The sequence below is a fragment of the Candidatus Pelagibacter sp. HIMB1493 genome, assembly GCF_052047995.1.
Classification (GTDB): domain Bacteria; phylum Pseudomonadota; class Alphaproteobacteria; order Pelagibacterales; family Pelagibacteraceae; genus Pelagibacter.
Genome location: NZ_JBNAIP010000001.1, coordinates 118,009 through 144,890 on the forward strand (window position 1 = coordinate 118,009; position 26,882 = coordinate 144,890).

27 protein-coding genes are annotated in these 26,882 nt (G+C 32.2%); 10 read left to right on the top strand and 17 right to left on the bottom strand.

Annotated elements, in window-relative coordinates:
- The first annotated feature begins 53 nt into the window (after positions 1-53).
- On the top strand, positions 54-1,013 hold the full coding sequence (speB, locus tag ACTTBK_RS00640; protein WP_440618139.1) for an agmatinase: 960 nt from the start codon (positions 54-56) through the stop codon (positions 1,011-1,013).
- Positions 1,014-1,033: 20 nt separating this feature from the next.
- Positions 1,034-2,467 (top strand): aldehyde dehydrogenase family protein, encoded by a 1,434-nt coding sequence (locus ACTTBK_RS00645; RefSeq protein WP_440618140.1) that lies wholly within the window; start codon positions 1,034-1,036, stop codon positions 2,465-2,467.
- On the opposite strand, the gene argE is transcribed toward ACTTBK_RS00645, so the two are convergent.
- Positions 2,464-3,642 carry an acetylornithine deacetylase gene (argE, locus tag ACTTBK_RS00650; protein WP_440618141.1) on the bottom strand — a complete coding sequence of 393 codons (1,179 nt, stop codon included), beginning with the start codon at positions 3,640-3,642 and terminating at the stop codon, positions 2,464-2,466. The genes ACTTBK_RS00645 and argE overlap by 4 nt on opposite strands.
- Positions 3,643-3,669: 27 nt before the next feature.
- Between argE and ACTTBK_RS00655 the strand changes: the two genes are divergently transcribed.
- The 8 genes from ACTTBK_RS00655 to ACTTBK_RS00690 are packed head-to-tail and all read left to right on the top strand — an operon-like array spanning position 3,670 to position 11,122.
- Positions 3,670-4,011 carry a tRNA-binding protein gene (locus ACTTBK_RS00655; RefSeq protein ID WP_440619473.1) on the top strand — a complete coding sequence of 114 codons (342 nt, stop codon included), beginning with the start codon at positions 3,670-3,672 and terminating at the stop codon, positions 4,009-4,011.
- Positions 4,012-4,013: 2 nt separating this feature from the next.
- Complete coding sequence (locus ACTTBK_RS00660; protein ID WP_440618142.1) at positions 4,014-4,607, top strand: LysE family translocator; 594 nt, start codon at positions 4,014-4,016, stop codon at positions 4,605-4,607.
- A gap of 3 nt (positions 4,608-4,610) precedes the next feature.
- Complete coding sequence (acnA, locus tag ACTTBK_RS00665) at positions 4,611-7,280, top strand: aconitate hydratase AcnA (RefSeq protein ID WP_440618143.1); 2,670 nt, start codon at positions 4,611-4,613, stop codon at positions 7,278-7,280.
- 1 nt (position 7,281) lies between these two features.
- Positions 7,282-7,926, top strand: a complete 645-nt coding sequence (locus ACTTBK_RS00670; protein WP_440618144.1) for a tetratricopeptide repeat protein — start codon at positions 7,282-7,284, stop codon at positions 7,924-7,926.
- Positions 7,919-9,217: an outer membrane protein assembly factor BamB family protein gene (locus ACTTBK_RS00675; protein ID WP_440618145.1), complete on the top strand. Its 1,299-nt coding sequence runs from the start codon at positions 7,919-7,921 to the stop codon at positions 9,215-9,217. The genes ACTTBK_RS00670 and ACTTBK_RS00675 overlap by 8 nt, the downstream gene beginning before the upstream one ends.
- Positions 9,218-9,219: 2 nt before the next feature.
- On the top strand, positions 9,220-9,651 hold the full coding sequence (locus ACTTBK_RS00680; RefSeq protein WP_440618146.1) for a hypothetical protein: 432 nt from the start codon (positions 9,220-9,222) through the stop codon (positions 9,649-9,651).
- Positions 9,651-10,706: a cell division protein ZapE gene (gene zapE / locus ACTTBK_RS00685; protein WP_440618147.1), complete on the top strand. Its 1,056-nt coding sequence runs from the start codon at positions 9,651-9,653 to the stop codon at positions 10,704-10,706. Before ACTTBK_RS00680 ends, zapE begins: the two co-directional genes overlap by 1 nt.
- The gene (locus ACTTBK_RS00690; RefSeq protein WP_440618148.1) at positions 10,703-11,122 is read left to right on the top strand and encodes a secondary thiamine-phosphate synthase enzyme YjbQ; all 420 of its coding nucleotides are present in this window, start codon (positions 10,703-10,705) and stop codon (positions 11,120-11,122) included. Before zapE ends, ACTTBK_RS00690 begins: the two co-directional genes overlap by 4 nt.
- Position 11,123: 1 nt before the next feature.
- On the opposite strand, the gene ACTTBK_RS00695 is transcribed toward ACTTBK_RS00690, so the two are convergent.
- The 16 genes from ACTTBK_RS00695 to ACTTBK_RS00770 all read right to left on the bottom strand — a co-directional run bounded on the left by ACTTBK_RS00695 (position 11,124) and on the right by ACTTBK_RS00770 (position 26,881).
- Positions 11,124-12,545: a cryptochrome/photolyase family protein gene (locus tag ACTTBK_RS00695; RefSeq protein ID WP_440618149.1), complete on the bottom strand. Its 1,422-nt coding sequence runs from the start codon at positions 12,543-12,545 to the stop codon at positions 11,124-11,126.
- A gap of 5 nt (positions 12,546-12,550) precedes the next feature.
- Positions 12,551-13,681 carry a diaminopropionate ammonia-lyase gene (locus tag ACTTBK_RS00700; protein ID WP_440618150.1) on the bottom strand — a complete coding sequence of 377 codons (1,131 nt, stop codon included), beginning with the start codon at positions 13,679-13,681 and terminating at the stop codon, positions 12,551-12,553.
- A gap of 3 nt (positions 13,682-13,684) precedes the next feature.
- Positions 13,685-15,010 (bottom strand): type III glutamate--ammonia ligase, encoded by a 1,326-nt coding sequence (gene glnT, locus ACTTBK_RS00705; RefSeq protein ID WP_440618151.1) that lies wholly within the window; start codon positions 15,008-15,010, stop codon positions 13,685-13,687.
- Between the two features lie 34 nt (positions 15,011-15,044).
- Positions 15,045-16,352 carry an FMN-binding glutamate synthase family protein gene (locus ACTTBK_RS00710; protein WP_440618152.1) on the bottom strand — a complete coding sequence of 436 codons (1,308 nt, stop codon included), beginning with the start codon at positions 16,350-16,352 and terminating at the stop codon, positions 15,045-15,047.
- Entirely contained in the window at positions 16,353-17,033 is a 681-nt protein-coding gene (locus ACTTBK_RS00715; RefSeq protein WP_440618153.1) for a protein glxC, read from the bottom strand.
- Between the two features lie 3 nt (positions 17,034-17,036).
- A complete protein-coding gene (locus ACTTBK_RS00720; RefSeq protein ID WP_440618154.1) occupies positions 17,037-17,915 on the bottom strand; it encodes a class II glutamine amidotransferase in 879 nt (292 codons plus the stop codon).
- A gap of 13 nt (positions 17,916-17,928) precedes the next feature.
- Positions 17,929-18,081, bottom strand: a complete 153-nt coding sequence (locus tag ACTTBK_RS00725; RefSeq protein ID WP_440618155.1) for a hypothetical protein — start codon at positions 18,079-18,081, stop codon at positions 17,929-17,931.
- 57 nt (positions 18,082-18,138) lie between these two features.
- A complete protein-coding gene (locus ACTTBK_RS00730; RefSeq protein WP_440618156.1) occupies positions 18,139-18,369 on the bottom strand; it encodes a hypothetical protein in 231 nt (76 codons plus the stop codon).
- A gap of 11 nt (positions 18,370-18,380) precedes the next feature.
- On the bottom strand, positions 18,381-19,781 hold the full coding sequence (locus ACTTBK_RS00735) for an ammonium transporter (RefSeq protein WP_440618157.1): 1,401 nt from the start codon (positions 19,779-19,781) through the stop codon (positions 18,381-18,383).
- A gap of 128 nt (positions 19,782-19,909) precedes the next feature.
- Positions 19,910-20,323, bottom strand: a complete 414-nt coding sequence (locus tag ACTTBK_RS00740; RefSeq protein ID WP_440618158.1) for a hypothetical protein — start codon at positions 20,321-20,323, stop codon at positions 19,910-19,912.
- 9 nt (positions 20,324-20,332) lie between these two features.
- Positions 20,333-21,736, bottom strand: coding sequence for an FMN-binding glutamate synthase family protein (locus ACTTBK_RS00745; protein ID WP_075506196.1), 1,404 nt, complete (start codon positions 21,734-21,736; stop codon positions 20,333-20,335).
- The gene (locus ACTTBK_RS00750) at positions 21,736-22,590 is read right to left on the bottom strand and encodes a GXGXG motif-containing protein (RefSeq protein WP_428079748.1); all 855 of its coding nucleotides are present in this window, start codon (positions 22,588-22,590) and stop codon (positions 21,736-21,738) included. The genes ACTTBK_RS00745 and ACTTBK_RS00750 overlap by 1 nt, the downstream gene beginning before the upstream one ends.
- Entirely contained in the window at positions 22,578-23,522 is a 945-nt protein-coding gene (locus ACTTBK_RS00755) for a glutamine amidotransferase (protein WP_440618159.1), read from the bottom strand. The genes ACTTBK_RS00750 and ACTTBK_RS00755 overlap by 13 nt, the downstream gene beginning before the upstream one ends.
- Before the next feature lie 38 nt (positions 23,523-23,560).
- The gene (locus tag ACTTBK_RS00760) at positions 23,561-25,030 is read right to left on the bottom strand and encodes a glutamine synthetase family protein (protein ID WP_440618160.1); all 1,470 of its coding nucleotides are present in this window, start codon (positions 25,028-25,030) and stop codon (positions 23,561-23,563) included.
- Positions 25,031-25,100: 70 nt separating this feature from the next.
- On the bottom strand, positions 25,101-26,429 hold the full coding sequence (locus tag ACTTBK_RS00765) for an NAD(P)/FAD-dependent oxidoreductase (protein WP_075506192.1): 1,329 nt from the start codon (positions 26,427-26,429) through the stop codon (positions 25,101-25,103).
- A gap of 101 nt (positions 26,430-26,530) precedes the next feature.
- The gene (locus ACTTBK_RS00770) at positions 26,531-26,881 is read right to left on the bottom strand and encodes a hypothetical protein (RefSeq protein WP_440618161.1); all 351 of its coding nucleotides are present in this window, start codon (positions 26,879-26,881) and stop codon (positions 26,531-26,533) included.
- Between the last annotated feature and the right edge of the window lies 1 nt (position 26,882).

Consider the following 26,882-nt stretch of genomic DNA (forward strand, 5'->3'; position numbering starts at 1 on the left):
TAATTTTTTATAGACGAATTAGATTAGATAATATTATCTTAGATTATTAAAAAATGACAAAAGAAAGAAACAAAAACCCTATTCAACCGGTAAGTGGAACAAAAGTACCTCGATATGCTGGCCCAAGTACTTTTGCAAGATTACCAGAATTGAGAGATGTTGAGAGCTGTGATGTAGCGATTGTTGGTGTTCCGTTTGATGCTGGAACCAGTTATAGACCAGGGGCGAGATTTGGTCCTCAGAGTATAAGACAAGCATCTAGACATCTAAGAACAAATTATCATCCAAGTTATGATGTGGAGCCTTTTAAAATTCAACAAGTTGCTGATGCTGGCGATATTTCATGCAATCCATTTAGTATTGATGAAGCTATTAAACAAATAGAAGAGGGAGCAACTGATTTATTAAATAAAGTAGGTGGAATAATTAGCTTAGGTGGTGATCATACAATTGCAGTGCCACTGCTAAGAGCAATTAATAAAAAAAATAAAGGACCAGTTTCTTTAGTTCATTTTGATGCTCATTTAGATACTTGGGATACTTATTTCGGCGCTCCATATACACATGGAACTCCTTTTAGAAGAGCAAGAGAAGAAGGTTTATTTTTAGATGATGCTTCAATGCATGTTGGTATAAGGGGACCTCTTTATAGTAGAGATGATATTAAAAATGATGAAAGTTTTGGTTTTAAAATAATTCACTGTGATGAATTTCAAACTGAAGGAATAGATAAAATTGCAGAAAGGATTAGAAAAAGAGTAGGAGATAATCCACTTTATCTATCTATAGATATTGATGTTTTGGATCCAGCTTTTGCACCTGGTACAGGTACACCAGAAATTGCGGGAATGACTACACGAGAAATGGTAAATGTATTGAGGGGGTTGTCTGGATTAAATTTAGTTTCAGCTGATGTTGTAGAGGTTTCACCGGCATATGATCATGCTGAAGTTACGTCTCTTGCAGCTGCAACAATAGTTTACGAATTAACAAATTTATTTGCAAAATCATAAGGAAAGGATAATTTTAAATCATGTTAGACAAAAAAAATTTTTATATTAATGGAGCATGGGTTAAACCAAATAGTGCTGAAGAAATTAAAGTAATCAATCCAGCAACAGAAGAAAACTGTGCTGTAATTACTTTAGGAAATAAAGTAGATGTTGATTTAGCAGTTAGTGCAGCAAAAGATGCAAACGAGTCTTGGGCTTTTTCTTCTAAAGAAGAAAGGATCACATTATTAGAAAAACTCTATGAAAATTATAAAAAAAGATGGGCAGATATTGCAGAAGCCATAACTCTTGAAATGGGTGCACCAAAAGATTTTGCCACAAAATTACAAGCAGGAACAGGAGCAAGTCATATTAAATCATTTATCAGATATTTGAAAAATTTCGAATTTGAAAAACCATTGGGAGAACACGCTCCTAACCAAAGATTAATTTATGAACCTAAAGGTGTTTGTGCATTAATAACACCTTGGAATTGGCCAATGAACCAAGTTTGTTTAAAAGTAATGCCAGCAATTGCGGCAGGTTGCACTATGGTATTAAAGCCATCAGAATTAGCGCCACTTTCATCAATGATACTTGCTGAAATTATTGATGAGGTAAAATTTCCAAAAGGTGTGTTTAATTTGGTTAATGGTGATGGAGCAACAACAGGCGATGCTCTTACAAGCCATCCAGATATTAATATGATCTCTTTCACAGGCTCAACAAGAGCTGGAGCTTTGATTTCTCAAAACGCTGCTAAAGATTTTAAAAGAGTAAGCTTAGAATTAGGTGGTAAAGGGGCAAATATAATTTTTAAAGATGCTGATCCAGAAGCAATTGAAAGAGGTGCTTTAAGATGTTTTAGAAATTCTGGACAATCTTGTAATGCCCCAACAAGAATGTTGGTTGAAAAATCAATGTATGATGAAGCTATTGAGAGATTAAAAAAATATACTGAAAATTTTGAAGTTGGTGATCCTAAAAAAGAAGGAGAACACATAGGTCCAGTTATTTCAGAAACTCAATATAATAAAATTCAAACTTTAATTCAAAAAGGTATTGATGAAGGAGCAAAATTAGTTGCTGGAGGAACAGGTAAACCTGATGGATTAGATAAAGGTTACTTTGTTAAACCAACTGTTTTTGCAGATGTAGATAACAATATGGATGTTGCAAGGACTGAAATTTTCGGACCTGTTCTATCTGTTATCCCATTTGAAACAGAGGAAGAGGCAATTAAAATTGCAAATGATACTTCTTATGGATTAACAAACTATATTCAAACCCAAGACTCTGAAAAAGTTCAAAGAGTGGCTAGAAAATTAAGATCTGGAATGGTAGATGTTAATGGAGCTGGTATTGCAGTTGATGCACCCTTTGGAGGTTTTAAACACTCTGGTATTGGTAGAGAAGCTGGCGAACATGGCTTAGAAGAATTTTTAGAGGTAAAAGCAGTAGGTGGTTGGAGTTAATTTACTGATTTATCTTTTACACCTTCTAAAAATTTAAGGCATTTTTTCATTTCGTTTAATTCTATGAATTCATCAATTTTATGAGCTTGTTCTATGGATCCAGGTCCACAAACAACTGTACTAATTCCTAGTTCTTGAAATAAACCGGCCTCTGTTCCAAAAGAAACCACTTCCCTTGAATTATCACCAGTTATATTTGATACAAATTCACATGCTTCAGATTCATCTAATCTATTAAACCCAACCACTTCACCAATCGTTTCTTTTTTTATGTAAGAATCAGGAAATACCTTTTTCATTTCCGGGAGCAGTACTTCATTTGCATATTTATCAATTTCATTTGTTACAAATTCTCCATCCTCTTTTACAACTGGCCTTGTTTCCCATTCAACACTACATTTGTCTGCAATAACATTATGTGCAATACCACCTTTAATGCCCCCAATTGATAAGGTTGAATGTGGAGGATCAAAGATACTATTTTCTTTAACTCGTTTTTTTAACTGTTCTCTTATTTCTAAAAGTTTTCCAACATACCTAGTAGCATATTCTGCAGCATTTACTCCTAAATGTGGCTTTGAACTATGTCCTGCTAGTCCTCCAAAATGAACTGTGTATTCATTCATACCTTTGTGAGCATCTATTATTTTCATTGTAGTTGGTTCTCCAATTATACAAATTCCATTTTTGATATCTCTTTTTTTCAATTCCTCTATCAACAGAGGAGCACCAATACATGCAGTCTCTTCATCAAAAGTGTAACAGAAATGTAAATCTCTATCTAAATTACTTTCTTTAAATATTGGTGCATAAGCGAGTGTACAAGCAATAAATCCTTTCATGTCACATGATCCTCTTCCATAAAGCTTATCGTTTTTAATTGTTGCAACAAATGGATCGGTGCTCCATCCTTTAGAAACTGGAACCACATCAGTGTGTCCTGATAAAATGATTGGTTTTTTTGTGCTTTGATTTTTTGCTTTTAAAGTTCCAAATAGATTAACTCTTTTTTTATCGTCATCGTAAACTTTGAAAGCATCTATTCCGATGTTATTTAAAATATTTTCACAATAATCAATCAAATTACTATTATCTTGGCCTGAGATAGTTTTAAATGCAATTAAGTCAGTTAAAATCTTGATTGATTTTTCATATAAATTGTTATCTATACTCATATACTTAAAACACTATATTATATTATGATTAAAGAGCAAATTACCTATGACACTTTTGACAAAGTAGATATTAGAGTTGGCACTGTTATTTCAGTTAAAAAAAATGAAAAGGCTAGAAAGCCATCTTTAGTAGTTGAAGTAGATTTTGGGAGTGAAATTGGCGTCAAACAATCATCAGCTCAAATTACTCATTATTATAATGAGGAGAATTTAAAAGGAAAGCAAGTCATTGCAGTTTGTAATTTTCCTGAGAAAAATATTGCTGGTGTAGTTTCACAAGTATTGGTTTTAGGAGCAATAGATGCTGAAGGAAAAGTTACTTTAGTACACCCGTCACAAAAAGCTGAGAATGGTTTACCAATTGCTTAGCAATGCATCCTGAAATTCTTTCGATAACTTTATTTGGAATTGTTGCTGCATTTACACCTGGTCCTAATAACTTTGTAGCTTTTTATTCTGGTTTTAACTTTGGTATAGTTAGAACACTTCCACATATAATCGGGGTTACCCTAGGTTTTCCATTTTTATTATTATGCCTAGCTTTAGGTTTGATAAATATATTTAAGCTTTATCCTTTAATTCAAGAAATATTAAAATATTTAGGAACGCTATTTTTGATTTATTTAGCTTATAAAATTTCTTTTTCAGGTCCATCAAATCAAGAAAATAAAAATAAAAATCCGATTAAATTTCATGAAACTTTTATCTTTCAATTTCTAAATCCAAAAGGTGTAATTGCATCTATAATTCTTGTATCTACTTACATAAACCCAGGAGAAAAATTTGTAAGTTACACGACTCAAATTCTTGTTATGGCTTTACTAGTCTCGGTAACAAGTATAACTCTTTGGACATTTTTGGGTAAATTCTTTAGGAAATTTGCGACAAATCAGAAATTTATTAATTATTTTAATTATGCTATGTCACTGCTTCTTTTAACAAGCATAATAACTTTTTATTTATAAAATATGACACCAGGAAACAAAAATTCTTATAATTCTCTTAAAAAAATTAATATCAACAACAAAGAGTATAATTATTATTCATTAAGCGAAGCAGAAAAAAATGGGCTCGATGGAATTAATAAACTTCCAAAATCTCTAAAAGTTTTATTAGAAAATTTATTAAGATACGAAGATGATTTGAGTGTTACAAAATCTCAAATAGACGCTATTAAAAATTGGCTGGAGTCAAAAAAATCAAAAACTGAAATTGCATATAGACCTGCTAGAGTTTTGCTTCAAGATTATACAGGAATTCCTGCTGTTGCAGATTTAGCTGCAATGAGAGAGGCTGTTAAAGAAAAAAATAAAGATCCCAATACAATCAACCCATTATCAGCAGTTGATCTTGTAATTGATCATTCTGTTCAAGTTGATCAATCTGCAAAAGCAGATTCATTTGAAAAAAATGTAGATATAGAATTCAATAGAAATGGTGAGAGATATTCATTTTTAAAATGGGGACAACAAGCTTTTGATAATTTTAGAATTGTCCCTCCAGGAACAGGAATTTGTCATCAGGTAAATTTAGAATACTTATCTAAAGTAGTTTGGTCTGAAGAATTTAAAGGTGAGAAATATATATTTCCAGATACACTTGTCGGTACAGACAGCCATACAACGATGGTTAATGGACTTTCTGTTTTGGGCTGGGGAGTAGGTGGTATTGAAGCAGAAGCAGGAATGTTAGGCCAACCTATATCTATGTTGATACCTGAAGTGATTGGTTTTGAAGTTAAAAATAAAATGCCCGAAGGTACAACGGCAACAGATCTTGTTTTAACAGTGGTTAAAATGTTAAGAGATAAAGGTGTTGTTGGAAAATTTGTAGAATTTTATGGAGATGGATTAAAAAATCTAACTCTTGCAGATAGAGCAACTATTGCAAATATGGCTCCAGAATACGGTGCTACTTGTGGTTTTTTTCCAATAGATGATGAAACTTTAAAATATCTAAAATTTTCAGGAAGAGATCAGCACACTGTCGAAGTAGTTGAAAAATACGCCAAAGAACAAGGGTTATGGGCAAGTAATGATTTAGAATTTACTGATGTAATTTCATTAGACATGTCTACGGTTGTACCAACTATATCTGGGCCAAAAAGACCTCAAGATAAAGTTTTGTTAACTGATGCACCAACTTCATTTAAAAAAGTTTTATCTGAAGCAACTAATAAAGATAAAAAATCAATATCAAAAGTTTCAAATACTGATTATGAAATTCAAGATGGTTCAATTTTAATTGCGGCTATAACTTCATGTACCAATACTTCAAATCCAAATGTTTTAATTGGAGCAGGTTTGCTTGCTAAAAAAGCTGTTGAGCATGGATTAGAAGTTAAACCATGGGTTAAAACATCATTAGCACCTGGATCTCAAGTAGTAACTGACTATTTAGAAAAAGCTGGATTAAATACTTATTTAGATCAATTAGGTTTTAATTTAGTTGGATACGGATGCACTACTTGTATTGGAAACTCAGGACCATTACCTAAAAATATAGTAGAAGCGATTCAAAAAGAAAATATTCACGCCGTTTCTGTACTATCAGGAAATAGAAATTTTGAAGGAAGAATTTCCCCACATATTAAAGCAAACTATTTAGCTTCTCCACCATTGGTGGTTGCTTACGCAATAGCTGGACATATGGAGTTTGATTTGTACAGAGATCCTCTTGGCAAAAATAAAGATGGGAAAGATATATTTTTAAAAGATATTTGGCCATCAAATCAAGAAATAGAGGATACTTTAAAACAATCTTTGAATGCTGATATGTTTATCCAAAGATACTCAAATGTTTCCGACGGTCCTACTCAATGGCAACAAATTAAAACTGAAAAAAGCAGTATTTACAAATGGGATGAAGGTTCAACTTATGTAAAAAAACCACCGTTCTTTGAAGGTTTGTCTGATGAGCCAGAAGGATTTAAAGAAATCAAAGATGCAAGGCCGTTATTAATATTGGGTGATATGATAACAACAGATCACATTTCACCAGCTGGAAGCATACAAAAAGATAGTCCAACTGGAGAATATTTTATGGAACATCAAATTTTACCTAAAGATTATAACTCTTATGGCTCAAGAAGAGGAAATCATGAAGTTATGATGAGAGGAACTTTTGCAAATATTAGAATTAGAAATGAAATGGCACCAGGAACAGAAGGTGGATTTACAAAATTATATCCTGAAGAAAAAGTAATGCCCGTTTATGATGCAGTTGTTGAGTATAAAAAAAGAAGAACTGATTTAGTAGTAATAGGTGGTAAAGAATATGGAACTGGCTCTTCGAGAGATTGGGCTGCTAAAGGAACTAAACTTTTAGGAGTAAAAGCTGTTATTGCTGAAAGCTTTGAAAGAATTCATAGATCAAATTTAATTGGAATGGGAATTTTACCACTGCAATTTAAAGATGGAGAAAACAGAAAAAGCTTAAACTTAGTTGGTTCAGAACTAATAAGTGTAGTTGATATTGAAAAAGGCATAAATCCTTCTGATGAAGTTACTATAGAAATCAAATATATCTCTGGAGAAATTAAAAAAGTGAAGACTTTATCTAGAATAGATACTAAAAATGAGTTGGAATATTATAAAAATGGAGGAATTCTCCAATATGTGCTAAGGAACATGATTTGATATGAATGAAGATTTATCAATAATAAATGCAAATACTAGAAACGAAAAAATTAAGAACTTTTTTGTTAATAACAAAAAGGTTCTAATTTCTTCAGTTATTGTTTTAGTTTTGGTTGTAATAGGTGTTTACAGTTATGATAAATATACAACTGATAAAAAAAGACAGATATCTGATAATTTTAATGCAATTACTATTGATCATTCTGAAAGTGCTAAAGAGACAACTTTAAATAAATTATTGGAGATAATTAATCAAAAAGATCCAACTTATTCTCCGCTCTCTCTTTATTTTGTAATTGATAACAACCTCCTTTCTGATCAAAGCGAAGTTAATAAATTATTTGATGTCATAATCGATGAAACATCACTAGATAAAGAAATTAAAAATTTAGTTATCTATAAAAAGGCACTATTTAATGCAGATCAGGCAAATGAAGCTGATTTACTAAATATGCTAAATCCATTAATTAATTCAGAAAGTGTATGGAAATCGCATGCATTATACTTAATGGCCGAATATTTTTATTCACAAGATCAAAAACAAAAAGCAAAAGAATTTTTTCAACAAATAATGACTTTAGAAAATCCAAATCCAGATATAAGAATAGAATCAGAGAAAAGATTAAACAGAGATTTGAGTGATTAGACTATTAGCATTATTTATTACATTTTTTCTTCTAAATAATTGTTCTTTCAATGAAAATTCAAGAATTTGGAAAGATAAGGAAAAAGATTTATCGGAAAAAGAAAATGTAAAAAAAATATTTGCAGAGGAAGAGGTAAAAGCCTCTGAATTTAATCAAGAAGTTAAACTCGATTTATCTGGATTAAGAACAACCAACAAAATAATAGATAATACCAATAACTACGGTGCCCAAAGCTATGATGGCCAATTAGAAAAAATAGGTAATTTTAAATTTTCAAAGTTAGATGAAATAAATAATCTTAATTATAAACCAATTTTCCTATCAGATGGATTAATTTTCTTTGATAAAAAAGGTACAATTATTAGATATGATAATAATAAAAAAGTGTTATGGAAAAAAAATTATTACACCAAGTCAGAAAAAAAATTAAGACCAAAGTTAAATTTTGCAATTAAAGAAAATAGTATATTCATTACAGACAGTATTGCTAAATATTATTCGATTAATCTTGAAACAGGTGAATTGAATTGGACAAAAAATAATACCTATCCATTTAATTCAGATATCAAAAGTTATAAAAACAAAATTTTTGTTGTTGATTATAAAAATACTTTGAGATGCTATAAAATTGAAGACGGATCTGAATGTTGGAATTTGCAAACAGAAGATTCTTTTACAATATCAAATGCAAAATATTCATTAATTTTAATTGACAAAATGGTGGTGTTTAGTAACTCAATTGGAGATATCACAGCAGTTGATATTGAGACTGGATTAATCACTTGGCAGTTACCAACTCAAAGCAGTAATATTATTAATGAAACTTATAATTTCAAAACATCAAAACTAGTATCAGATGGAAAATCCATATTTTTTTCAAATAATAAAAATGAATTTTATTCGGTGGATGTAAAAACAGGTGTCGTTAATTGGATAAATAATTTAAATTCAAATGTTACTCCTATAATTACTGGTAATTTGATTTTTACAGTTTCGAATGATGGTTACTTGTATGTAGTTGAAAAAAACAATGGCAACATACTTAGAATTACAGATCTTTTTAAAAATTATAAAATTAAAAAAAGAAAAGAAATTGAACCAGTTGGTTTTGTTATAGGTAATACCAATCTATATTTAACAAATTCTGATGGAAAAATAATAATTGCTGATTTAAGTGAAGGAAAAGTTTTAAATGTAGAAAAAGTTTCTGGAGACATTGTTTCAGAACCATTTATATTTAATAATAATTTGTATGTAGTTAGAAACGGTTCTATCGTACAATACAATTAAATATGATCTTGAAACTTTTAGAAAAGATCGGAAGAAAAAAAGTAGTTCTAGATAGAGGACCATCACACCCAAAATTTGAAGAAGCGAAACCGTGGATGAATAGATATTATGTGATATTCAGAAATAGACCTAAATGGTTTCCATTTAATATATTAATTCATGAAATGTTAGATGATGATCATGGTGATGGGGTTCATAACCATTTGTGCCCATATATTACAATAATTTTAAGAGGAGGGTACTGGGAAACAACAAAAAATGGAAGATTTTGGAGAAAGCCAGGATACATTGGTTTTAGATCAGCAAATGCTTTTCATAGAGTTGATTTAGAACCAGGTACAAAACCAATGACAATATTTATTCCAGGACCATTTGGTTTACGAAAAGGACCACGATCAGAATATGGAATTGATTTTAAAACTAAAAGAAGTTGATGGCCTTACCTTTTGAAAAAGATTTTATATCTCACTGTAAAAAACAAAATTTAGAAATTAATCCTAGTCAGATAGATTTAGTAAAAAAATTACAAGAATACTACGAGGGTAATTTCCAATCATTAATATCAAAAATTTTTCAAAGCCAATCTTTTAAAAAGGGATTTTATTTATACGGAGATGTTGGTGTAGGCAAAACAATGATTTTAGATTTCTTTTTTGATCAATTAGATCATAAGAAATTAAGATTACATTTTAATGAGTTTATGTTGAGTTTTCATAATTTTGTTCATGAGCGAAAAGATAGCAAACAAGAAAATATTATTAATGAATTTGTTAAAGATTTAAAATCAAAAGCAATTATAATTTACTTTGATGAGTTTCAAGTAACCAACATTGTTGATGCTATGATTTTAGGAAAATTATTTGATCAAATCTTCAAAGAAAATATAAAAATAATCGTAACCTCAAATACTCAAATCTCTGAGCTTTACAAAGATGGTCTTCAAAGAGATCAGTTCAAACCATTTATAAAAATAATGGAGGATCAATCTTTTCAATACGAACTTGTAATTGAAGATGACTATAGAAAATCTAACAATTCTCAAGATAGATACTTTTTTCCACTTGATGAAGAAACTAATTTTAAAATAAATAAATTTTTTAGAACTATTACTAAAGATAAAAATAAAACTGAGAAAATAATTAATGTAAAAGGAAGAAATTTTAAAATAGAAAATTTTTATGAAGGAGTGGCTAGATTTGATTTTAAAACATTATGTGATCAGAATTTAGGTGCTGAAGATTATTTAGAAATTATTAAAAATTGTGTTTTTATAGTAATCGATCAAATACCACAGTTTGATAATTTTAATTCTAACCAACAGCAAAGGTTTATAACTTTATTAGATATAATTTATGATAATAGTATTCCAATTGCAGTAACAGCTAATCAAAGTTTGGATAAATTTACATCATCAAAACTATTAGAAAAACCATTTGAAAGAACAATCAGTAGATTATACGAATTAACATCTAAAGTGATGAATTCATGAAACAAGAATTTTTTAATCTTCAAATAAACACAAATGGTCAAAAGTTATATGAATTTACAGATCAAACTCTTAATTGGATAAATGAAAATAATTTTAAGAATGGAATTTTAAATTTAAGTATTCAGCATACAAGTGCGTCTTTAATTGTACAGGAGAATGCCGACCCAGATGTACAAACTGATTTGATTAAATATTTTGATAAGTTAGCACCAATGGATAATTCGCTTTATGTTCATACAACTGAGGGTAAAGATGATATGCCAGCTCATATAAAATCCGCATTAACGAATAATCAAATTTCTCTTAGTATTAAAAATAAAGAATTACTACTGGGAACTTGGCAAGGTCTCTATCTGTTTGAACATAGATTAGAGTCTCAAAAAAGATCTATAATTCATCATTTTTTGGGAGAATAAGTTATTTTTTCTTCAGAGATTGAAATGCATCCAATGCAGCAGCTCTTGCTTTTTCATGAATAACTATTGGTTGTGGATAGTCTTTACCTATAATTGTTTTAATCGCCTCTTGATATTTGATTTCCATTTCCCAAGGTTTGTGGATAAATTTTGCAGGAACTTTATTTAATTCAGGAACCCATTTTTTTACATAAATTCCTTCCTTATCAAATTTTTCACCCTGAAGAATAGGATTAAAAATTCTAAAGTATGGTGCAGCATCTGCTCCACAACCTGCAACCCATTGCCATTGTGCTACATTATTAGCTTTATTAAAATCAAGTAAGCAGTTTCTAAAATGCTTCTCTCCCTCTACCCAATTAATTCTCAAATGTTTTACTAAAAAGGATCCAACGACCATTCTTATTCTATTATGCATCCATCCAGTTTCGTATAATTCTCTCATACCAGCATCAACTATCGGATAACCTGTCATACCTTTTTTCCATGCTTTTAAAAACTTTTCATTTTTAGCCCATGGGAATTTGTCAAATTCTTTTCTAAAGTTTCCTTTTAAGAATTCAGGAAAGTAATTAATTAGACTATGAGAAAACTCACGCCAACCCAGTTCATTTATATATTTTCTATATCCTATTCCTTTTGATTTTAGCTCACTACACTTTTTCCAAATTGTATTTACATGAATTTGACCAAATTTTAAATATGGGGACAACCTAGAAGTACCATTTATAGAAGGGATATCTCTATTTGTCCCATAATCTTTAATTTTATTTTCTAATAAATCTTTTAGAATTTTTTGAGAATCATTTTCTGAAACTTTCCAATATTTATCAAATTTTTCATACCATTTTTTATTTGGTAAAATATTTTTGAGATCTAAAGAATTCTTAAAAAAATTGATGGCTTTAGTTTTCTTTTTTACAGTGTAATTTTTACTTGGAGGTTGATTTTGAAAAATTTGTTCAGCTGTTCTCCAGAAAGGTGTAAATACTTTAAATGGTGTACCATCATTTTTAGTTACTTCTTGAAATTCATTTAAAATATTTCCTTTAAAATATTTGTATTCTATTTCGTTTTTTATAAATAGATCTCTTATTTTTTTTCCTTTAGATATAACATCTGGTTCATAAATTTTATTCCAATAGATGCACACATCATCTTTTTTTTTAAACTTCGAAAAAATATCTAACTCATCACCTTTTAAAATTTCTAGATTGATTTTAAATTTTGAAAGTTCTGTTTTTATTGATTCTAATGATTTAAATAACCACCATTTCTGAGCTTCTCTTTTTTTATCAAATTCATTATTGTTATAAATATATAACGCAATTACATTCTCATGATTATTAGTTGCAAAGGAAAGAGCTGGATTATTATCAATTCTAAAATCTTCTCTAATCCAAAATATACCTGTGCTTTTCATTATAATTATTTTTGATTTACTAATTTTTGATACATTTCTTGATCGGTATCGCCCTCACAACCAAAAATTAATACATTAGAATTTTCATTAAGCTCAATTTTTGTCTTAATCGTTTCATCTTCGCAGCTTGCAATTAAACTAATTACACCTGGCGCAGCATTTTCACCTGCAATTATACTCTCTTCACTAAAGCTTGCATTTCCAAGTAATTTCATAGTTTTTGCAATATCATCATCAGGTAAACTTATACAGTGTTTAACTGAGTTTTTTAAGATTTCCCATGGCACAAGTGAAACTTCTCCACACGACATCCCGCCCATTAAACTTTCTCGTTTAATATCAATTTTTTCTATTTTTCCAGTTTTAATACTTTCCATTACGCAAGCCGCACTATCAGGTTCCACAACAATTATCGTTGGAATATTATCTAGGTATCTCGCTATCCCAGCTACCATTGCACCAGCCATACCACCAACTCCAGCTTGTAAAATAATATGAGAAATTTTTTCATTATTAGTTTGTTCAGCTATTTCTTTCATCATGACTGAATAACCAGCCATTGTATACTTGGGTACCAGTATATAATCTTTCCAAGCAACATCCTGAACAATTTGCCAATTATTTTCTGTAGATTGTTTTATGCATTCAATCAAAGAATTTTCGTAATTACCTTTAACTTTTATAACTTCTGCACCAAGTGCTTCCATAGCTTTGCCTCTTGCATCACTTACAAATTCACTTATAAAAATTTTACATTTTAAACCTAATCTTTTTGCACCCCAAGCAACAGACCTACCATGGTTTCCAGCTGTAGCGGTCGCTACAACTATTTCTTTATTTCCTTTAGTAACTTTTTCAACTGCATAAGCTCCTCCTAGGGCTTTGAAAGATTTTAAATTAAATCTTTTGTTTTCATCTTTATAAAAAATATTTTTTAAATCTAATTCTTTTGTTAATTTGTTTAATTTAATTAAGGGTGTAGGGGAGTATCCTTCCCATTTTGAGATAGAATTGTACGCATCATCCAGGTCTTTTGAGGTTAATGAATTTAAAATTTGATCTTTATCAAATGAATATTTTTTATTATCTACAAATTCAGTTAATTTCCATTGATGACCATTAGATAAAACAGTCATTTTTTAACAATCTAGGGTGTTGTCTTTTTCCCACTTAGTTACAGGTTTTCTCTTATTAAAAGTTGATGAGCTTTTGAAATTTTTAATTTCAGATCTTTTTAATTTTGTATAGCTAGCAATAACATCTTTACCAAAAGCATTTGATAGGGATTTGCTCTTTTCAAGCATTTTTATGGCTTGTTCAATATCGTTAGGTAATTTTTTTAAATTAGGATATTTTTTAAAATCTTCATACATGTTGCAGTGAAGTGGTTTTCCTGGATTTAGCTTTTTATTTATACCTTCTAGACCAGCAGCAATTATTCCTGCTTGTAACAAATAAGGGTTAGCAGACCCATCCATTAATCTTAATTCAAATCTTCCTTGATCCGGTATTCTGATCATATGAGTTCTATTATTACCTGTATAGGAAATACTGCTTGGTGACCAAGTTGCACCAGATTTTGTTGGTGGTGCATTAATTCTTCTGTAGCTATTTATTGTTGGATTAAAAAAAGCAGACAAAGCTTGAGTGTTATTCATTATACCACCTAAAAAATTGTAGGCTAATTTACTAAGCCCAAGATCATCTTTTTTATCTAAGAATTTATTATTTTTTCCATTCCATACTGATACATGTGCATGGCAACCATTACCTGTTAAATTATGAAAAGGTTTTGGCATGAATGTTGCTCTTAAACCATGTTTTTCGGCTAAACTTTTAACCATATACTTAAAGAATACATGCCTATCTGCTGTGACAAGTGAATCTGAATAATCCCAATTCATTTCGAATTGACCGTTTGCGTCTTCATGGTCATTTTGATATGGCTTCCATCCCATAGCAAGCATACAATCACAAATCTCTTTGATTAATTCATATCTTCTCATTAATGCAGACTGGTCATAGCAAGGTTTAGACTGGATATCTCTTCCATCAGCTATTGAATTTCCATCTTCTGATATTAAAAAGTATTCACACTCAACACCTGATTTCATTTGTAATTTTTTTTGAGACATTTTTTTAATTTGCTCTTTAAGCATTACTCTTGGTGATGCCTTTACTGGTTTACCATCCATATATAAATCTGATGCTAACCAACCAACTTCTTTATTCCATGGCAATTGAATTAAACTGTCTGGATCAGGCACACCGAACATGTCACTATCAGCTGGTGTCATATCTAGCCATGTTGCAAATCCAGCAAATCCTGCACCATTTTTTTGCATTTCACCAATTGCTTGGGCAGGGACTAATTTTGATCTCAGAACTCCAAATAGATCTACAAAACTAATTAAAAAATATTTTATTTTTTTTTGCTTTGCAATTTGAGATAAATTTTTTGGCATAATTAATCCTACTTGTTTAAAAAGTTGAATTCAATTATTTTTTTCCTGGTATCCAATCTGTACCAGCTAATGGAACTCTTGCCATTGCTGCAGCTTCAACAGTTAGGGCCGCCAAATCCTCAGGTTCTAAGTTTCTTACATCTGATTTTCCATTAGCTCTTGCCAATGTTTGCAACTCTAAAGTTAAAGTTGTTAAATAATTCTTAATTCTTTTTCCACCTTCTACTGGGTCTAATCTTTTTTCTAATTTAGGATCTTGTGTTGCAACTCCAACCGGACACTTACCTGTATGACAATGGTGACAATATCCAGGTTCAGTTCCTAGTTTTTTATAATCATCAACGTACAATTCTGCATTACAATTTAGAGCCATCATTGCTGCTGACCCAATAGATACAGCGTCAGCACCCAATGCCATTGCTTTTGCAACATCAGCCCCAGTTCTTATTCCTCCAGATACAATTAATTGAACCTTTCTATGCATATTTAATTCTTTAAGTGCATCAACTGCTTCTCTTAAAGCTCCTAAAGTTGGAATTCCAACGTGTTCTATAAATACATCTTGAGTAGCTGCAGTTCCTCCTTGCATTCCGTCTAACACCACTACATCTGCACCAGCTTTTACTGCCAATGTTGTATCGTAATAAGGTCTAGCAGCACCTACTTTAATATAAATTGGTTTTTCCCAATTAGTTATTTCTCTTAATTCTTGAATTTTAATTTCAAGATCATCAGGACCTGTCCAATCAGGGTGCCTGCATGCACTTCTTTGATCTATTCCCTCAGGTAAAGTTCTCATACCTGCTACTCTTTTGTTAATCTTTTGTCCAAGAAGCATTCCACCACCTCCTGGTTTAGCACCTTGACCAACAACAACTTCAATAGCATCAGCTTTTCTTAGATCGTCTGGATTCATTCCATATCTTGATGGTAATAACTGATAAACCAAATATTTTGATGAACCTCTTTCTTCTTTAGTCATACCACCATCACCTGTTGTTGTAGAAGTTCCCATTGCAGAAGCACCTCTTCCAAGAGCTTCCTTCGCATTTGCTCCTAAGGCCCCAAAACTCATTCCAGCAATTGTAATTGGAATGTTTAATTCAATTGGTTTTTTGGCAAATCTATCTCCTAAGACTACTGAGGTATTGCAAGTTTCTCTGTAACCTTCTAATGGATATCTTGACATTGATGCTCCTAAAAAAACTAAATCATCAAAATCTGGAACTTTACGTTTAGCTCCCAAACCTCTTATTTGATAAATTCCTTCATTAGCAGCTCTTTGTATCTCTTTAATGGTTGAGCTTGGAAATGTTTTAAATTCTTTAAGATTTTTTTTCATTTAATAAGATCCAACATTATCAATTTTAAAATTATATAATTTTCTAGCCGATCCGTATCTTTTAAAAGTTTTAGGATCTTCTGAAATATTAAGTTTTTTAAATAGTTTACTTAATTCATCTATATTTTTTTTATCCATTTTCTTTTCAACACAATCTGCACCTAGGCTTTTAACTTTACCTTTTACAAATATTTTAGCTTCATAAATAGAGTCCCCCAGATCAGAATCTGCATCCCCCATGACCACAAGATTTCCTTTTTGCGCCATAAATGCTGACATATGACCAACAGAACCCTTTACAACAATGTCAATACCTTTCATTGATATTCCGCATCTAGAGCTTGCATCACCTTCAATAACCAATACTCCTCCATGACCTGTTGCACCTGCAGATTGAGATGCATTTCCTTTTACAACAACTTGACCTGACATCATGTTTTCAGCAACGCCAGTTCCTACATTTCCTTCAACTATAATATTTGCTTTTTGATTCATACCAGCACAGTAATATCCAGCATGTCCTTTAATTTTAATATCTATATCATCTTTTAATCCTGCACATATAGCATGTTGTCCTTGAGGATTTAAAATTTCAAATTTTCTATTATTTTTTTTTCGATCAATATTTTGCAGATGATTATTAACCTCTCTAAGTGTTTTTTTATTTAAATCAAACTTCATATTTTACCAGTGATAAACCACACCAGGTTTTGGTTCAAAAATTTTAGCTGAGTTTACATTTGGAAGATGAGCCATTGCTTGAAATTCTGATGCGACTGCAACATAATCTTTTGTTTCAGCAACAACTGCTGGCTTACAAGCGATTTCATCTCTTAACAATGCAAAGCCATTTTTTGTTCCTGCTATAAATGTATAAAAACCATCAAGATCTTTTAAGCTATTTTTTAAAGTTTTTTCTAAATCTTTCCCTTTTGATATTTGATTTGAAATATATCCTGCTGCGACCTCAGTATCATTTTCTGAATTAAAATTTTGACCTTCTTTGATTAGTGATCTTCTTACATTGTTATGGTTTGATAAAGAACCATTGTGCACTAAACATTCATCTTCTGATGTAGAGTAGGGATGAGACCCTTCAGTTGTGATTGCACTTTCAGTTGCCATTCTTGTATGTCCAATTCCATGTGTTCCAGAAAAAGAGGAAAGTTTAAATTTTTTAACTACATCTTTAGGATTTCCAGTTTGCTTAAAAATATTAATACTTTTTCCGTAACCAACCAAAGAAACTTCAGGTATTTTTTCTTTAAGTAAATTAAGAGTTTTAGCAGGTTTCTCTCTTGTTTCTAAAACTACATGATCTGAGTAGTTATTTAATTTTATTCCTTTTAGATATTTGGATATTTTTTTTTTAAATTCGCTGAATTCTAATTTGTTAAGACAAATTGAATATTTATAATTTTTATTATTTTCTTTGGTGTAAATTGCAAATCCTGCACTGTCAGGTCCTCTTGTTGCCATACCATCTAGCATTCCAGATAAAAATTTACCTAAATGTTTTTCGTATTTTTTTGTTTTTAAATAAATTCCAACTATTCCACACATAATTTTCTTAAGATTATTTAAATAAAGATATTAAAAATTCCTTATAGTAGATTAGATTAACCACTACAATAATTATCACAGCAGCTATAACTCCGTATTTCGCCTTAGGAAAAGCTACCCCTCTCATTTTAGAGGGTCTTAATTCTTCATCATTCTGATCTTTCATAATTTTTTCCAAAAAAAAAGGCGCCACAAATTATGTGACGCCTTCTTTTAATTTTAATTACCAATCAGTAATATTGCTTTTATGGTCGTTAGCACCATGTTTCTTTTTAGCTAATCTTGAAAGTTCATCACTCTCAGATTTCGCAGTCAAGACATGCCAACCAATCCATAAGATTACAGCAATGATTACTAGTATTCCTTCACTAGATCCAGCACCAGGGTAAACAGCACCAACCACTTCCTCAGCTGGCTTGTTAAGGTGATCTATCCAGTTTGTTACTGTAGCCATATATTTCTCCTTTACCTGGTTGCAGATGAAACTGCTTTTTCATCTTCTTTAGCAGCCTCCATCATTTCATAATCTAGTCCAGCTATTTCTACCTCACGTGGGATTCTTAATTTACCCATACCATGAAGCACTTTAGCTATGACATAGCCTGGTATTAGTCCAAGAACAACAAACATAATTATTGCTCCAATGAACTGTCCTACAGGATTGATTGTTGCATAAGTAGTTCCATCCCACATAGCACCCACACTGTAACCAGATGAAGGGTAGCCCCATAAAACAAAACCACAAATTACAAGACCAACAAATCCTGCATAACCGTGAACTGCTACTGCACCAACTGCATCATCAATTTTGAACTTTCGTTCAACCCAGTAATGTAGTTTGTATGCAATCACAACACCGATCATACCAATGATCATTGATTGAATTGGATGATATAAGTCATTTCCAGCTGAAGCACAGATAACACCTGCTAGTCCACTAGAGTATGTCCAGAAAGGATCACCTTTAGCAATCCAATATCCGGCCAGTAATCCTCCTGATAATGACATCAAGAAGTTAAAGGTAATACCACTAAGTGTAGTAGGAGTTACGTAAATGTTTGTAGCTGTCCAATAAGATATACCTTCCATTCCATATTCTGGACCTAAGTCGAAAATTGGAATGTTACATGCAGCATAAAATCCCCAGAAACCAGTATAAATTAAAAATAATCCAACTGTTACCAACCAAGGATTTCTAGGCCCTATGTTTCTAGGTTCACCACTTGATGAGAATTTTCCAATTCTTGGACCTAAAACCACAAGAACACCTAAAGCAAATCCACCTGCAATTGCGTGAATTACTCCTGATGCATATGCATCATGATATCCTAAAAGTTTTAACATCCATCCATCAAAGTGCCATCCCCAAGCAGCATCAATTGTCCAAAATACAGATCCGATTGCAATTGCTAGAATACCAAATGCAAAAGTTGTAATTCTTTCAATGATTGCTCCTGAAACGATAGAAGCAGCTGTCCAAGAAAACAGAAGGAAAGCAGCCCAGAAGACACCAGAAATGTGATCTCCTAGATTGATTGCCATAAGTTCACTTGTAGCTGTATACCAAGTAGCACTAAACGCAGACTCATCTGTGATTAGAGCAGTACTCTCATTCATTATTGAAGGTGCTAATCCAGGTCCTGTTGGAAAAGCCCAGTAAATCCACCAACCAAATAAAAACCAAGTTACTGTTACCAAAGGTATCAGCATTGTGTTTTTCATAAGAGTATGTTGATGGTGTTTGTATCGAGAAGCTCCAACTTCATACATACAGAATCCGACGTGAATTAAAAACATCAGTACTACTGTTACCCAATAGTAGAATTCTGTAAATATGGTAGTAAGAGCAGCTAACTGATCAGTCATTATTCTCTCCCCATATTAGTTTTAAAAATCATATAAAATTTTATGGTTCGATACAAATATAAAGAGCATAAAAAAACCTAGTTATTAAACTAGGTTTTTTTAAAATAAATCAACTTTTGATTGTAGTATTAAAACTTTAAATAAGCTTTTTTCAAATCAACAAGAGGATGTTTTGGAGACATTTGAAATTTAACTAAAAGCTCTCTTGCAATCATGTCTCTGTCTTGTTGATTGTTAGGAAGTTTAATTGATTTTGGAATTGTTACCCATCCATTTGCATTTCTACAAAACACAGCAGGTCTTCCTTCTTCGTAACCCATGTGTACATCTTCCAACCAATTTAAATCATCCCATCCCATTGCCTCAATATATTTTTTTAAGAATGGAGTTATTTTTTTATAATCAGGCAACAGATTAACGTCATATCTATAACCAATCGACTGGCCTATCATTTTTTCTCTAGCAGTTTGTTTTTTTTCTCCAAACTTAACTTTTGAAACTTTAGCTTTTGATTTAGTTTTTTTAGTTTTCTTTTTAGCCATCGTTACCTCTTATATTTTATGATAGTTATCAACACCAACAGTGTAGTTTGTACCTGCTAGTGGAACTTTCGCTAATGCAGAAGCTTCAGAAGTTAAAGCTGCTAAATCTTCTGGTTCTAACGAATGAATATTCGTCTTACCACAAGCTCTAGCTAATAATTGAGCTTCTAAAGTCATTGAGTGTAGATAGTTATATACTCTCAATGCTGCATCATCAGGATTTAATCTTGCTCTTAATTTAGGATCTTGTGTAGCAACACCAACTGGACATCTTCCAGTGTGGCAGTGATAACACTCTCCAGCTTTTACACCCATTTCTTTTTCGAAATCAGCTTCTGGAATATCTTTATTACAATTAAGTGCAATCATTGAACCAGTACCAATTGCAATTGCATCAGCACCAAGTGCTAAAGCTTTAGCCATATCAGCACCATCTCTTATTCCACCTGCATAAATTAATGTTACTTTTCCAGTTTTACCCACATCATCAATTGCTCTTCTTGCTTCTCTAATAGCAGCAATTCCTGGAATTCCAGTGTTTGCAGCAGCAATGTGAGGTCCTGCTCCAGTAGATCCTTCCATACCATCTAAATAAATAGAGTCTGGATCACATTTTGCAGCCATACGTACATCGTCGTAAACTTTTGATGCACCAAGTTTTAACTGAATTGGAACTTTATTTTTTGTTAACTGCCTTAACTCTTCAACTTTTAGAGCCAAGTCATCTGGACCTAACCAGTCAGGGTGTCTAGCTGGTGATCTTTGGTCAATACCAGAGGGTAATGATCTCATTTCAGCAACTTGGTCAGTTACTTTTTGACCCATTAAGTGTCCACCCATACCAACTTTTTGTCCTTGTCCAATAAACACTTCAATTCCATCTGCTAATTGAGCATGATGTGGATTGAAACCATATCTTGATTGAATACATTGGTAATACCATTTCTCTGAATATCTTCTTTCATCTGGTATCATTCCACCTTCACCTGAACAAGTAGCGCTTCCTGCCATAGTAGCTCCTCTTGCTAAAGCTGTTTTTGCTTCATATGAAAGTGCACCAAAACTCATTCCTGTAATGTAAACAGGTATATCTAATTCAATTGGGTTTTCACATCTTGGACCAATTACAGTTTTAGTTTCACACTTTTCTCTATAACCTTCGATTACAAATCTTGTAAGTGTTCCAGGTAAAAATACCAAATCATCGAATGTTGGAATTTTTTTCATTAATGCCATTCCACGCATTCTGTATCTTCCTAATTGAGATTTAATGTGAATGTCGTCTATTACTTCAGGAGTAAAAATAGCATTATGTCCTAGTAGACTTTTATTTCTTTTTCCTTCTTCATGTGCATGGACATCAGCTTTTCCACCAACACCTTTACCATTTTTTTTACTTTTCTTCTTAGGCATTAAATTGCTCCCTTCTTCTCTGTAGGTTCTAAATTATCGTAATTCCAAAGTTTTTTACCAGCTACAATTTTTTTCATTTTACTTACATCAAAATTTTCACCAATTTCTGCAACTTTTAATTTTCTTTTTAACCAATCTTGGTCACTATCTGTTAGTTCAGCGTCTACTGCATCACTTCCGTAAGATCCAATTTCACCACCAACAAAAATAGTTCCATCGTACATCGAGTCTCCTAAATTAATTCCAACATTACCAAGAATTATTATTCTTCCTCTCTGCATCATGAAACCAGTGAATGCACCAGCATCTCCACCAATAATGATAGTTCCACCTTTCATATCAATACCAGTTCTAGCACCAACGCTACCTTTGCAGATTAAATCTCCACCTCTGATAGCCGCACCAAAACAAGAGCCAGCATTTTTTTCAATAACTACTTTTCCAGCCATAAGGTTTTCAGCACATGACCAACCAACTCTTCCGTTAATTCTAACGATTGGACCATCGCACGAACCCATGCCAAAGTATCCTAAACTTCCTTCAAAAATTAAATTAAGTTTATTTAAAATACCAACACCTAAACTGTGTTTTCCTTGAGGGTTTTTGATCACAATTGTTCCGTAACCTTGGCTCATTAAATTATCAATTTCCTTATTAGCTTCTGGAGCTGTCATATCTTTTACATCAAGCTCAGTTCTTTTATTAAAATCTACATCGTATGTTCCAAAATAATAAAAGTTTTCAGCTTCATCAGGATTAAAGAATTTTTGTTGAGTTCTTCCTGTTAAAACCTCAGTATGCATACCCATTGATTGGGCTTTAGATTTTTTAGATACTGTTTTTAGATTTGCCATACTTTAACCTCCCCATCAAATGGATCATATGTGTCTATTTCTTGTGGTAACACAGATCTAATAGCTATCTCTTCTGATCCCATTGCAACTAAATCATCTGATTCATATAAAACCAAAGGTTTTGCAGCCATAGTGTCTTTTGCCATACCTAAAGAGTCTTTTGTCGCTACGAAGTAAGTAAATACACCATCTAAACCAGTTAAGCTTTCTTTCATACCTTCTTCTAAAGTTGCGCCATCTCTCATTTTTTCAGCAAGATAAACTGCGATTAATTCTGAGTCACACTCAGACATAAATCTCATTCCTTTATTTTCCAATACTCTTCTGTTGTTCCAATAGTTTGTTAACTGACCATTGTGAACTACAGAAACGTCACTAAAAGGATAGCCCCAGAAAGGGTGGGCAGATTTGATATCAACACCAGACTCAGTTGCCATTCTAGCATGACCTATTGCATGAGTTCCAACAACTTTATCTAAGCTATATCTGTCACAAACCATTTTCGCGTTACCTAAATCTTTAATAACTTCTAATGATTTACCCATAGATAGAATCTCTACACCTGGAATGCTTTCTATTCTTTGAGAAAAATCTAACAAATCTTTTGTGTTGTAATCAATCTCATATCTTAAAGAGTAGGGAAGTGTTCTTTCTTCTTTAACAACTTTAGCTCCCATCTCAGCTAGAGTTTGATCTACAACTTTTTTTCTTTCATCATATACAGAAACATCTTCCATAATAGACGAACTTCCTTCTCCAACGTTCTCACCAACTTTAAAACGCATGATGAAATTTTTGCCATCTGTATCTCCATACAAAGCATATCCAGTTGAGTCTTCACCTCTATGTTTTAACGCTTGAAGCATTCCTTGTAATTCGCTTCCAACATTTGAGGATTTTCCTCTATGAATTAATCCTGCTATCCCACACATATTCTTTATACCTTTCTATCTATCTATTAATTAACGACCTACGGTAAGCAATCAAGATAAGTATCCAGATCCCATTGAGTTGTAGCACCCAAGAATCTTTCCCACTCATCATTTTTGTACCAATGGAAAACTTTATACATTTCATCTGGCATTGCAGATTTAATTACTTCATCCTCTGCAAGTCTAGCCAAAGCTTCACCAAGACTTAATGGAAGTTTCTTAACATCTTTACCAGCCTTTTGAGCTTCGTAAATATTTCTAGACTCAGGAGCAGCTGGTTTTAATTTTTTACTAATTCCATGATCACATGCTTTTAGTAACGCTGCACCTAATAAGTATGGATTATGCATAGAGTCTACTGATCGGTATTCAAATCTACCTGGTGCAGAAACCCTTAATCCACATGTTCTATTTTGGTATCCCCAGTCAGCATAAACTGGCGCCCAGAAACCTTGGTCCCATAATCTTCTATAAGAGTTAACTGTAGAAGATCCCAATGCTGTTAGTGCCGGCAAGTGTTCCATGATACCTGCAATTGATTGCAAACCAATTTTACCTGGTAGCTGCATGTCTTTAGTATCAGGCATAAAAGTATTTGTTCCACCCTCTACATAACTAAATACTTCTTCGACACCTGGAAGTGTTTTGTTTCCAAGTTTGTTTACTTTAACCTTTCCACCTTTCCACAAAGACATATTAGTATGACATCCACTTGCAGAAACTCCCATAAAAGGTTTAGTCATAAAGCAAGCTATCAAGTTATGTTCCCTTGCAACTTGAGCACAAATTTGTCTGTATGTAGATAATCTATCTGCGTTTCTTAAGACGTTATCATAAGTCCAGTTTAATTCTAATTGACCTGGTGCATCTTCGTGGTCCCCTTGAATCATATCGAGTCCCATCGCTTTTGCATATTCAATTACCTTCATAAATACTGGTCTTAACGACTCAAATTGATCAATGTGATAACAGAATGGTTTAGAAAAACCTTTACCTGTAGGGGTACCATCTTCATTTTTTGTTAACCACATCATTTCAGGCTCAGTACCAACTCTTAATTCTAGACCATGTTTTTTCTTAAATTCATCCATGAAAATTCTTAGATTTCCTCTACAGTCTGAAGTTAAGTGACCGCCTGGATTTTGTCTTTCTTCTCTGTTTCTAAAACATGTTACAAAAACTCTTCCAACTCTTTTGTCCCAAGGTAATTGCACAAAAGTTTCAGGATCAGGTATTCCAACAAGCTCCATAGCTTCTGGACCATAACCAATGTAGTTATTATGACGATCTAAAAATAAGTTTGCTGTTGCTCCGTAAACTAATTGAAATCCTTTTTCTGCTGTTCTTTCCCAGTGGTCTGCAGGTATACCTTTACCTACAACTCTTCCTGTTACAGAAATAAATTGATAATAAATATAAGTTATTCCAAGTTCGTTAATTTTTTCTCGAACTTTTTTTACTAGTTTGGCTCTACCTGGCTGGTTAACATGTTTTTCTAGATCTGTCATTTTCACCCCTCAATGAATTATTAATTATTCAAGCGTAGCTGAAAACTTTATTTGTGTCTAGGCTTAGAGTTTAACTCCAAGGGAACGGACTGTTAGAAGTAGGATGAAGTTCACCCTTCTCGTAACGGTTGAATCTAAACGGCTTCAATAAATCACTTTCAGTACCAAGAATTTCTTTTGCAACAAGTTCACCAACACCAATCATTTTATATCCGTGATTAGCATCAGCAATCATGTAAACGTTTTCAAAAAATCTATCGAAGATAGGAAAAGAGTCTGGTGTCATACATCCTAAACCACCTGATGGTCCTTTTCTGTATAAGTCTGATTTTCCTTCAAATCTTTTTTGGCAATGTGCAAGTGCTGAACACCACATTTCACTAAAAGCGTCTGTTGTTTGATACTCTGGAGATTCAATTCCATAAGGATCAACATTTACTTGATCAAAATGTTTTTTAACAATGTAAGGAGAAGTTCCACCTTGTACACCTAAACCTTCAATATCAGGTTTATAATAAATTCCCCAAATTTTATCTGTTAGTAATTTTTTTGTTTTGTCAGAGTATAAAGGAGCTGTTGAGTCAACGTGAACTACAGGCGGTTGTTTACCGTCATTTGTTTTTAAGAAATCTGGTTCAACACCGATCACTCCTTCTTGAAGCATCCAGTAAGTCCACATATCTGTTTCATGCATCTTACCATCTTTACCTTTTATGTGAGCTGTCTTTGGTAACTCTAACATATTCCAAAAATCTCTAGCCCATGGTCCTGCACCAACAACTACTTGTTCACACTCAATAGTTCCTTTGTCAGTTTCAACACCAGTTACTGCTTGACTGTTACTTCCTTTTTTAAAACCAGTTACTCTTACACCTTTCATAACTTGAACACCATTAGATGTAGATTTGTTCTCTAGGGCTTTAATTGAGTCTTTATTAAATGCGTATCCACCTTTTTTCTCATGAAGTACAGAAGTAATGCCTTGAGCCTGCCAATCATCAAATATTCCCTTCATGTAATTTGTGCAATCTTTTTCACCTTCAATAAAAACTGACTCATATCCAATTGCTTTTTGTTGTTCATAAATACTTGCAACATCTTCATGCATTACTTCCGGAGATATTTGCAAATATCCAACTGGATTATATTTAAATGCTTTAGGATCACTTTCCCAAACCGAAACAGAATGAGCCATCAATTCTCTCATTGCTGGCTGAAAATAATTATTTCTTACAACTCCACATGCAATTCCACTTGCACCAGCGGCTGTATCTTTTTTTTCTAATACAACTATGTCGCCAGGATTTTTGTAAGTTTCTGAAAGTTTCCATGCAGTACTTAAACCGTGTATTCCACCACCGATTATCACTACTTTTGCTTTTGAAGGTAATGTCGTCATATCAAAACACTATTTTTTGATGCGAGCAATTAATATAATTATTTATAGAAGTAAATTTTATATATAAAAATTAGATATTTTTTTCAGTTATCAAAATTTATTTAATAACTAATGTTTTTGAGCGTATCTAAATAGTCATTAAACTCTTTAATAAACGAGTCGCTTGGGACTATATTTTTAATTCGCTGGTCAGTTGAAGTTTTTTCCAGTTTAAAGAATCCTTTTTCACATGCCTCTGTAATTATTAATGCTGATTTTGGCCTAGATGTTTTAAATAATTTTGTTTTTAATTCTTCAACAGATAATTTTGTTCCTTCTTTAAAAGCTGACATAACTAATAACATCATGTGATAGTGAGAAGGTGACTTTCTAAAAAAATAATTACTAGAGGTATGGGACTGTTTCATTTGTTCTTCCCAAAAATCTAAAAGGGTCTTTTTTTCTTTTGGCATT

Bases quoted from the DNA above. Each gene is read 5' to 3' on its own strand.
- speB (WP_440618139.1), top strand. From the start codon at position 54: ATGACAAAAGAAAGAAACAAAAACCCTATTCAACCGGTAAGTGGAACA.
- ACTTBK_RS00645 (WP_440618140.1), top strand. From the start codon at position 1,034: ATGTTAGACAAAAAAAATTTTTATATTAATGGAGCATGGGTTAAACCA.
- argE (WP_440618141.1), bottom strand. From the start codon at position 3,642: ATGAGTATAGATAACAATTTATATGAAAAATCAATCAAGATTTTAACT.
- ACTTBK_RS00660 (WP_440618142.1), top strand. From the start codon at position 4,014: ATGCATCCTGAAATTCTTTCGATAACTTTATTTGGAATTGTTGCTGCA.
- acnA (WP_440618143.1), top strand. From the start codon at position 4,611: ATGACACCAGGAAACAAAAATTCTTATAATTCTCTTAAAAAAATTAAT.
- ACTTBK_RS00670 (WP_440618144.1), top strand. From the start codon at position 7,282: ATGAATGAAGATTTATCAATAATAAATGCAAATACTAGAAACGAAAAA.
- ACTTBK_RS00680 (WP_440618146.1), top strand. From the start codon at position 9,220: ATGATCTTGAAACTTTTAGAAAAGATCGGAAGAAAAAAAGTAGTTCTA.
- zapE (WP_440618147.1), top strand. From the start codon at position 9,651: ATGGCCTTACCTTTTGAAAAAGATTTTATATCTCACTGTAAAAAACAA.
- ACTTBK_RS00690 (WP_440618148.1), top strand. From the start codon at position 10,703: ATGAAACAAGAATTTTTTAATCTTCAAATAAACACAAATGGTCAAAAG.
- ACTTBK_RS00695 (WP_440618149.1), bottom strand. From the start codon at position 12,545: ATGAAAAGCACAGGTATATTTTGGATTAGAGAAGATTTTAGAATTGAT.
- ACTTBK_RS00700 (WP_440618150.1), bottom strand. From the start codon at position 13,681: ATGACTGTTTTATCTAATGGTCATCAATGGAAATTAACTGAATTTGTA.
- glnT (WP_440618151.1), bottom strand. From the start codon at position 15,010: ATGCCAAAAAATTTATCTCAAATTGCAAAGCAAAAAAAAATAAAATAT.
- ACTTBK_RS00710 (WP_440618152.1), bottom strand. From the start codon at position 16,352: ATGAAAAAAAATCTTAAAGAATTTAAAACATTTCCAAGCTCAACCATT.
- ACTTBK_RS00715 (WP_440618153.1), bottom strand. From the start codon at position 17,033: ATGAAGTTTGATTTAAATAAAAAAACACTTAGAGAGGTTAATAATCAT.
- ACTTBK_RS00720 (WP_440618154.1), bottom strand. From the start codon at position 17,915: ATGTGTGGAATAGTTGGAATTTATTTAAAAACAAAAAAATACGAAAAA.
- ACTTBK_RS00725 (WP_440618155.1), bottom strand. From the start codon at position 18,081: ATGAAAGATCAGAATGATGAAGAATTAAGACCCTCTAAAATGAGAGGG.
- ACTTBK_RS00730 (WP_440618156.1), bottom strand. From the start codon at position 18,369: ATGGCTACAGTAACAAACTGGATAGATCACCTTAACAAGCCAGCTGAG.
- ACTTBK_RS00735 (WP_440618157.1), bottom strand. From the start codon at position 19,781: ATGACTGATCAGTTAGCTGCTCTTACTACCATATTTACAGAATTCTAC.
- ACTTBK_RS00740 (WP_440618158.1), bottom strand. From the start codon at position 20,323: ATGGCTAAAAAGAAAACTAAAAAAACTAAATCAAAAGCTAAAGTTTCA.
- ACTTBK_RS00745 (WP_075506196.1), bottom strand. From the start codon at position 21,736: ATGCCTAAGAAGAAAAGTAAAAAAAATGGTAAAGGTGTTGGTGGAAAA.
- ACTTBK_RS00750 (WP_428079748.1), bottom strand. From the start codon at position 22,590: ATGGCAAATCTAAAAACAGTATCTAAAAAATCTAAAGCCCAATCAATG.
- ACTTBK_RS00755 (WP_440618159.1), bottom strand. From the start codon at position 23,522: ATGTGTGGGATAGCAGGATTAATTCATAGAGGAAAATCCTCAAATGTT.
- ACTTBK_RS00760 (WP_440618160.1), bottom strand. From the start codon at position 25,030: ATGACAGATCTAGAAAAACATGTTAACCAGCCAGGTAGAGCCAAACTA.
- ACTTBK_RS00765 (WP_075506192.1), bottom strand. From the start codon at position 26,429: ATGACGACATTACCTTCAAAAGCAAAAGTAGTGATAATCGGTGGTGGA.
- ACTTBK_RS00770 (WP_440618161.1), bottom strand. From the start codon at position 26,881: ATGCCAAAAGAAAAAAAGACCCTTTTAGATTTTTGGGAAGAACAAATG.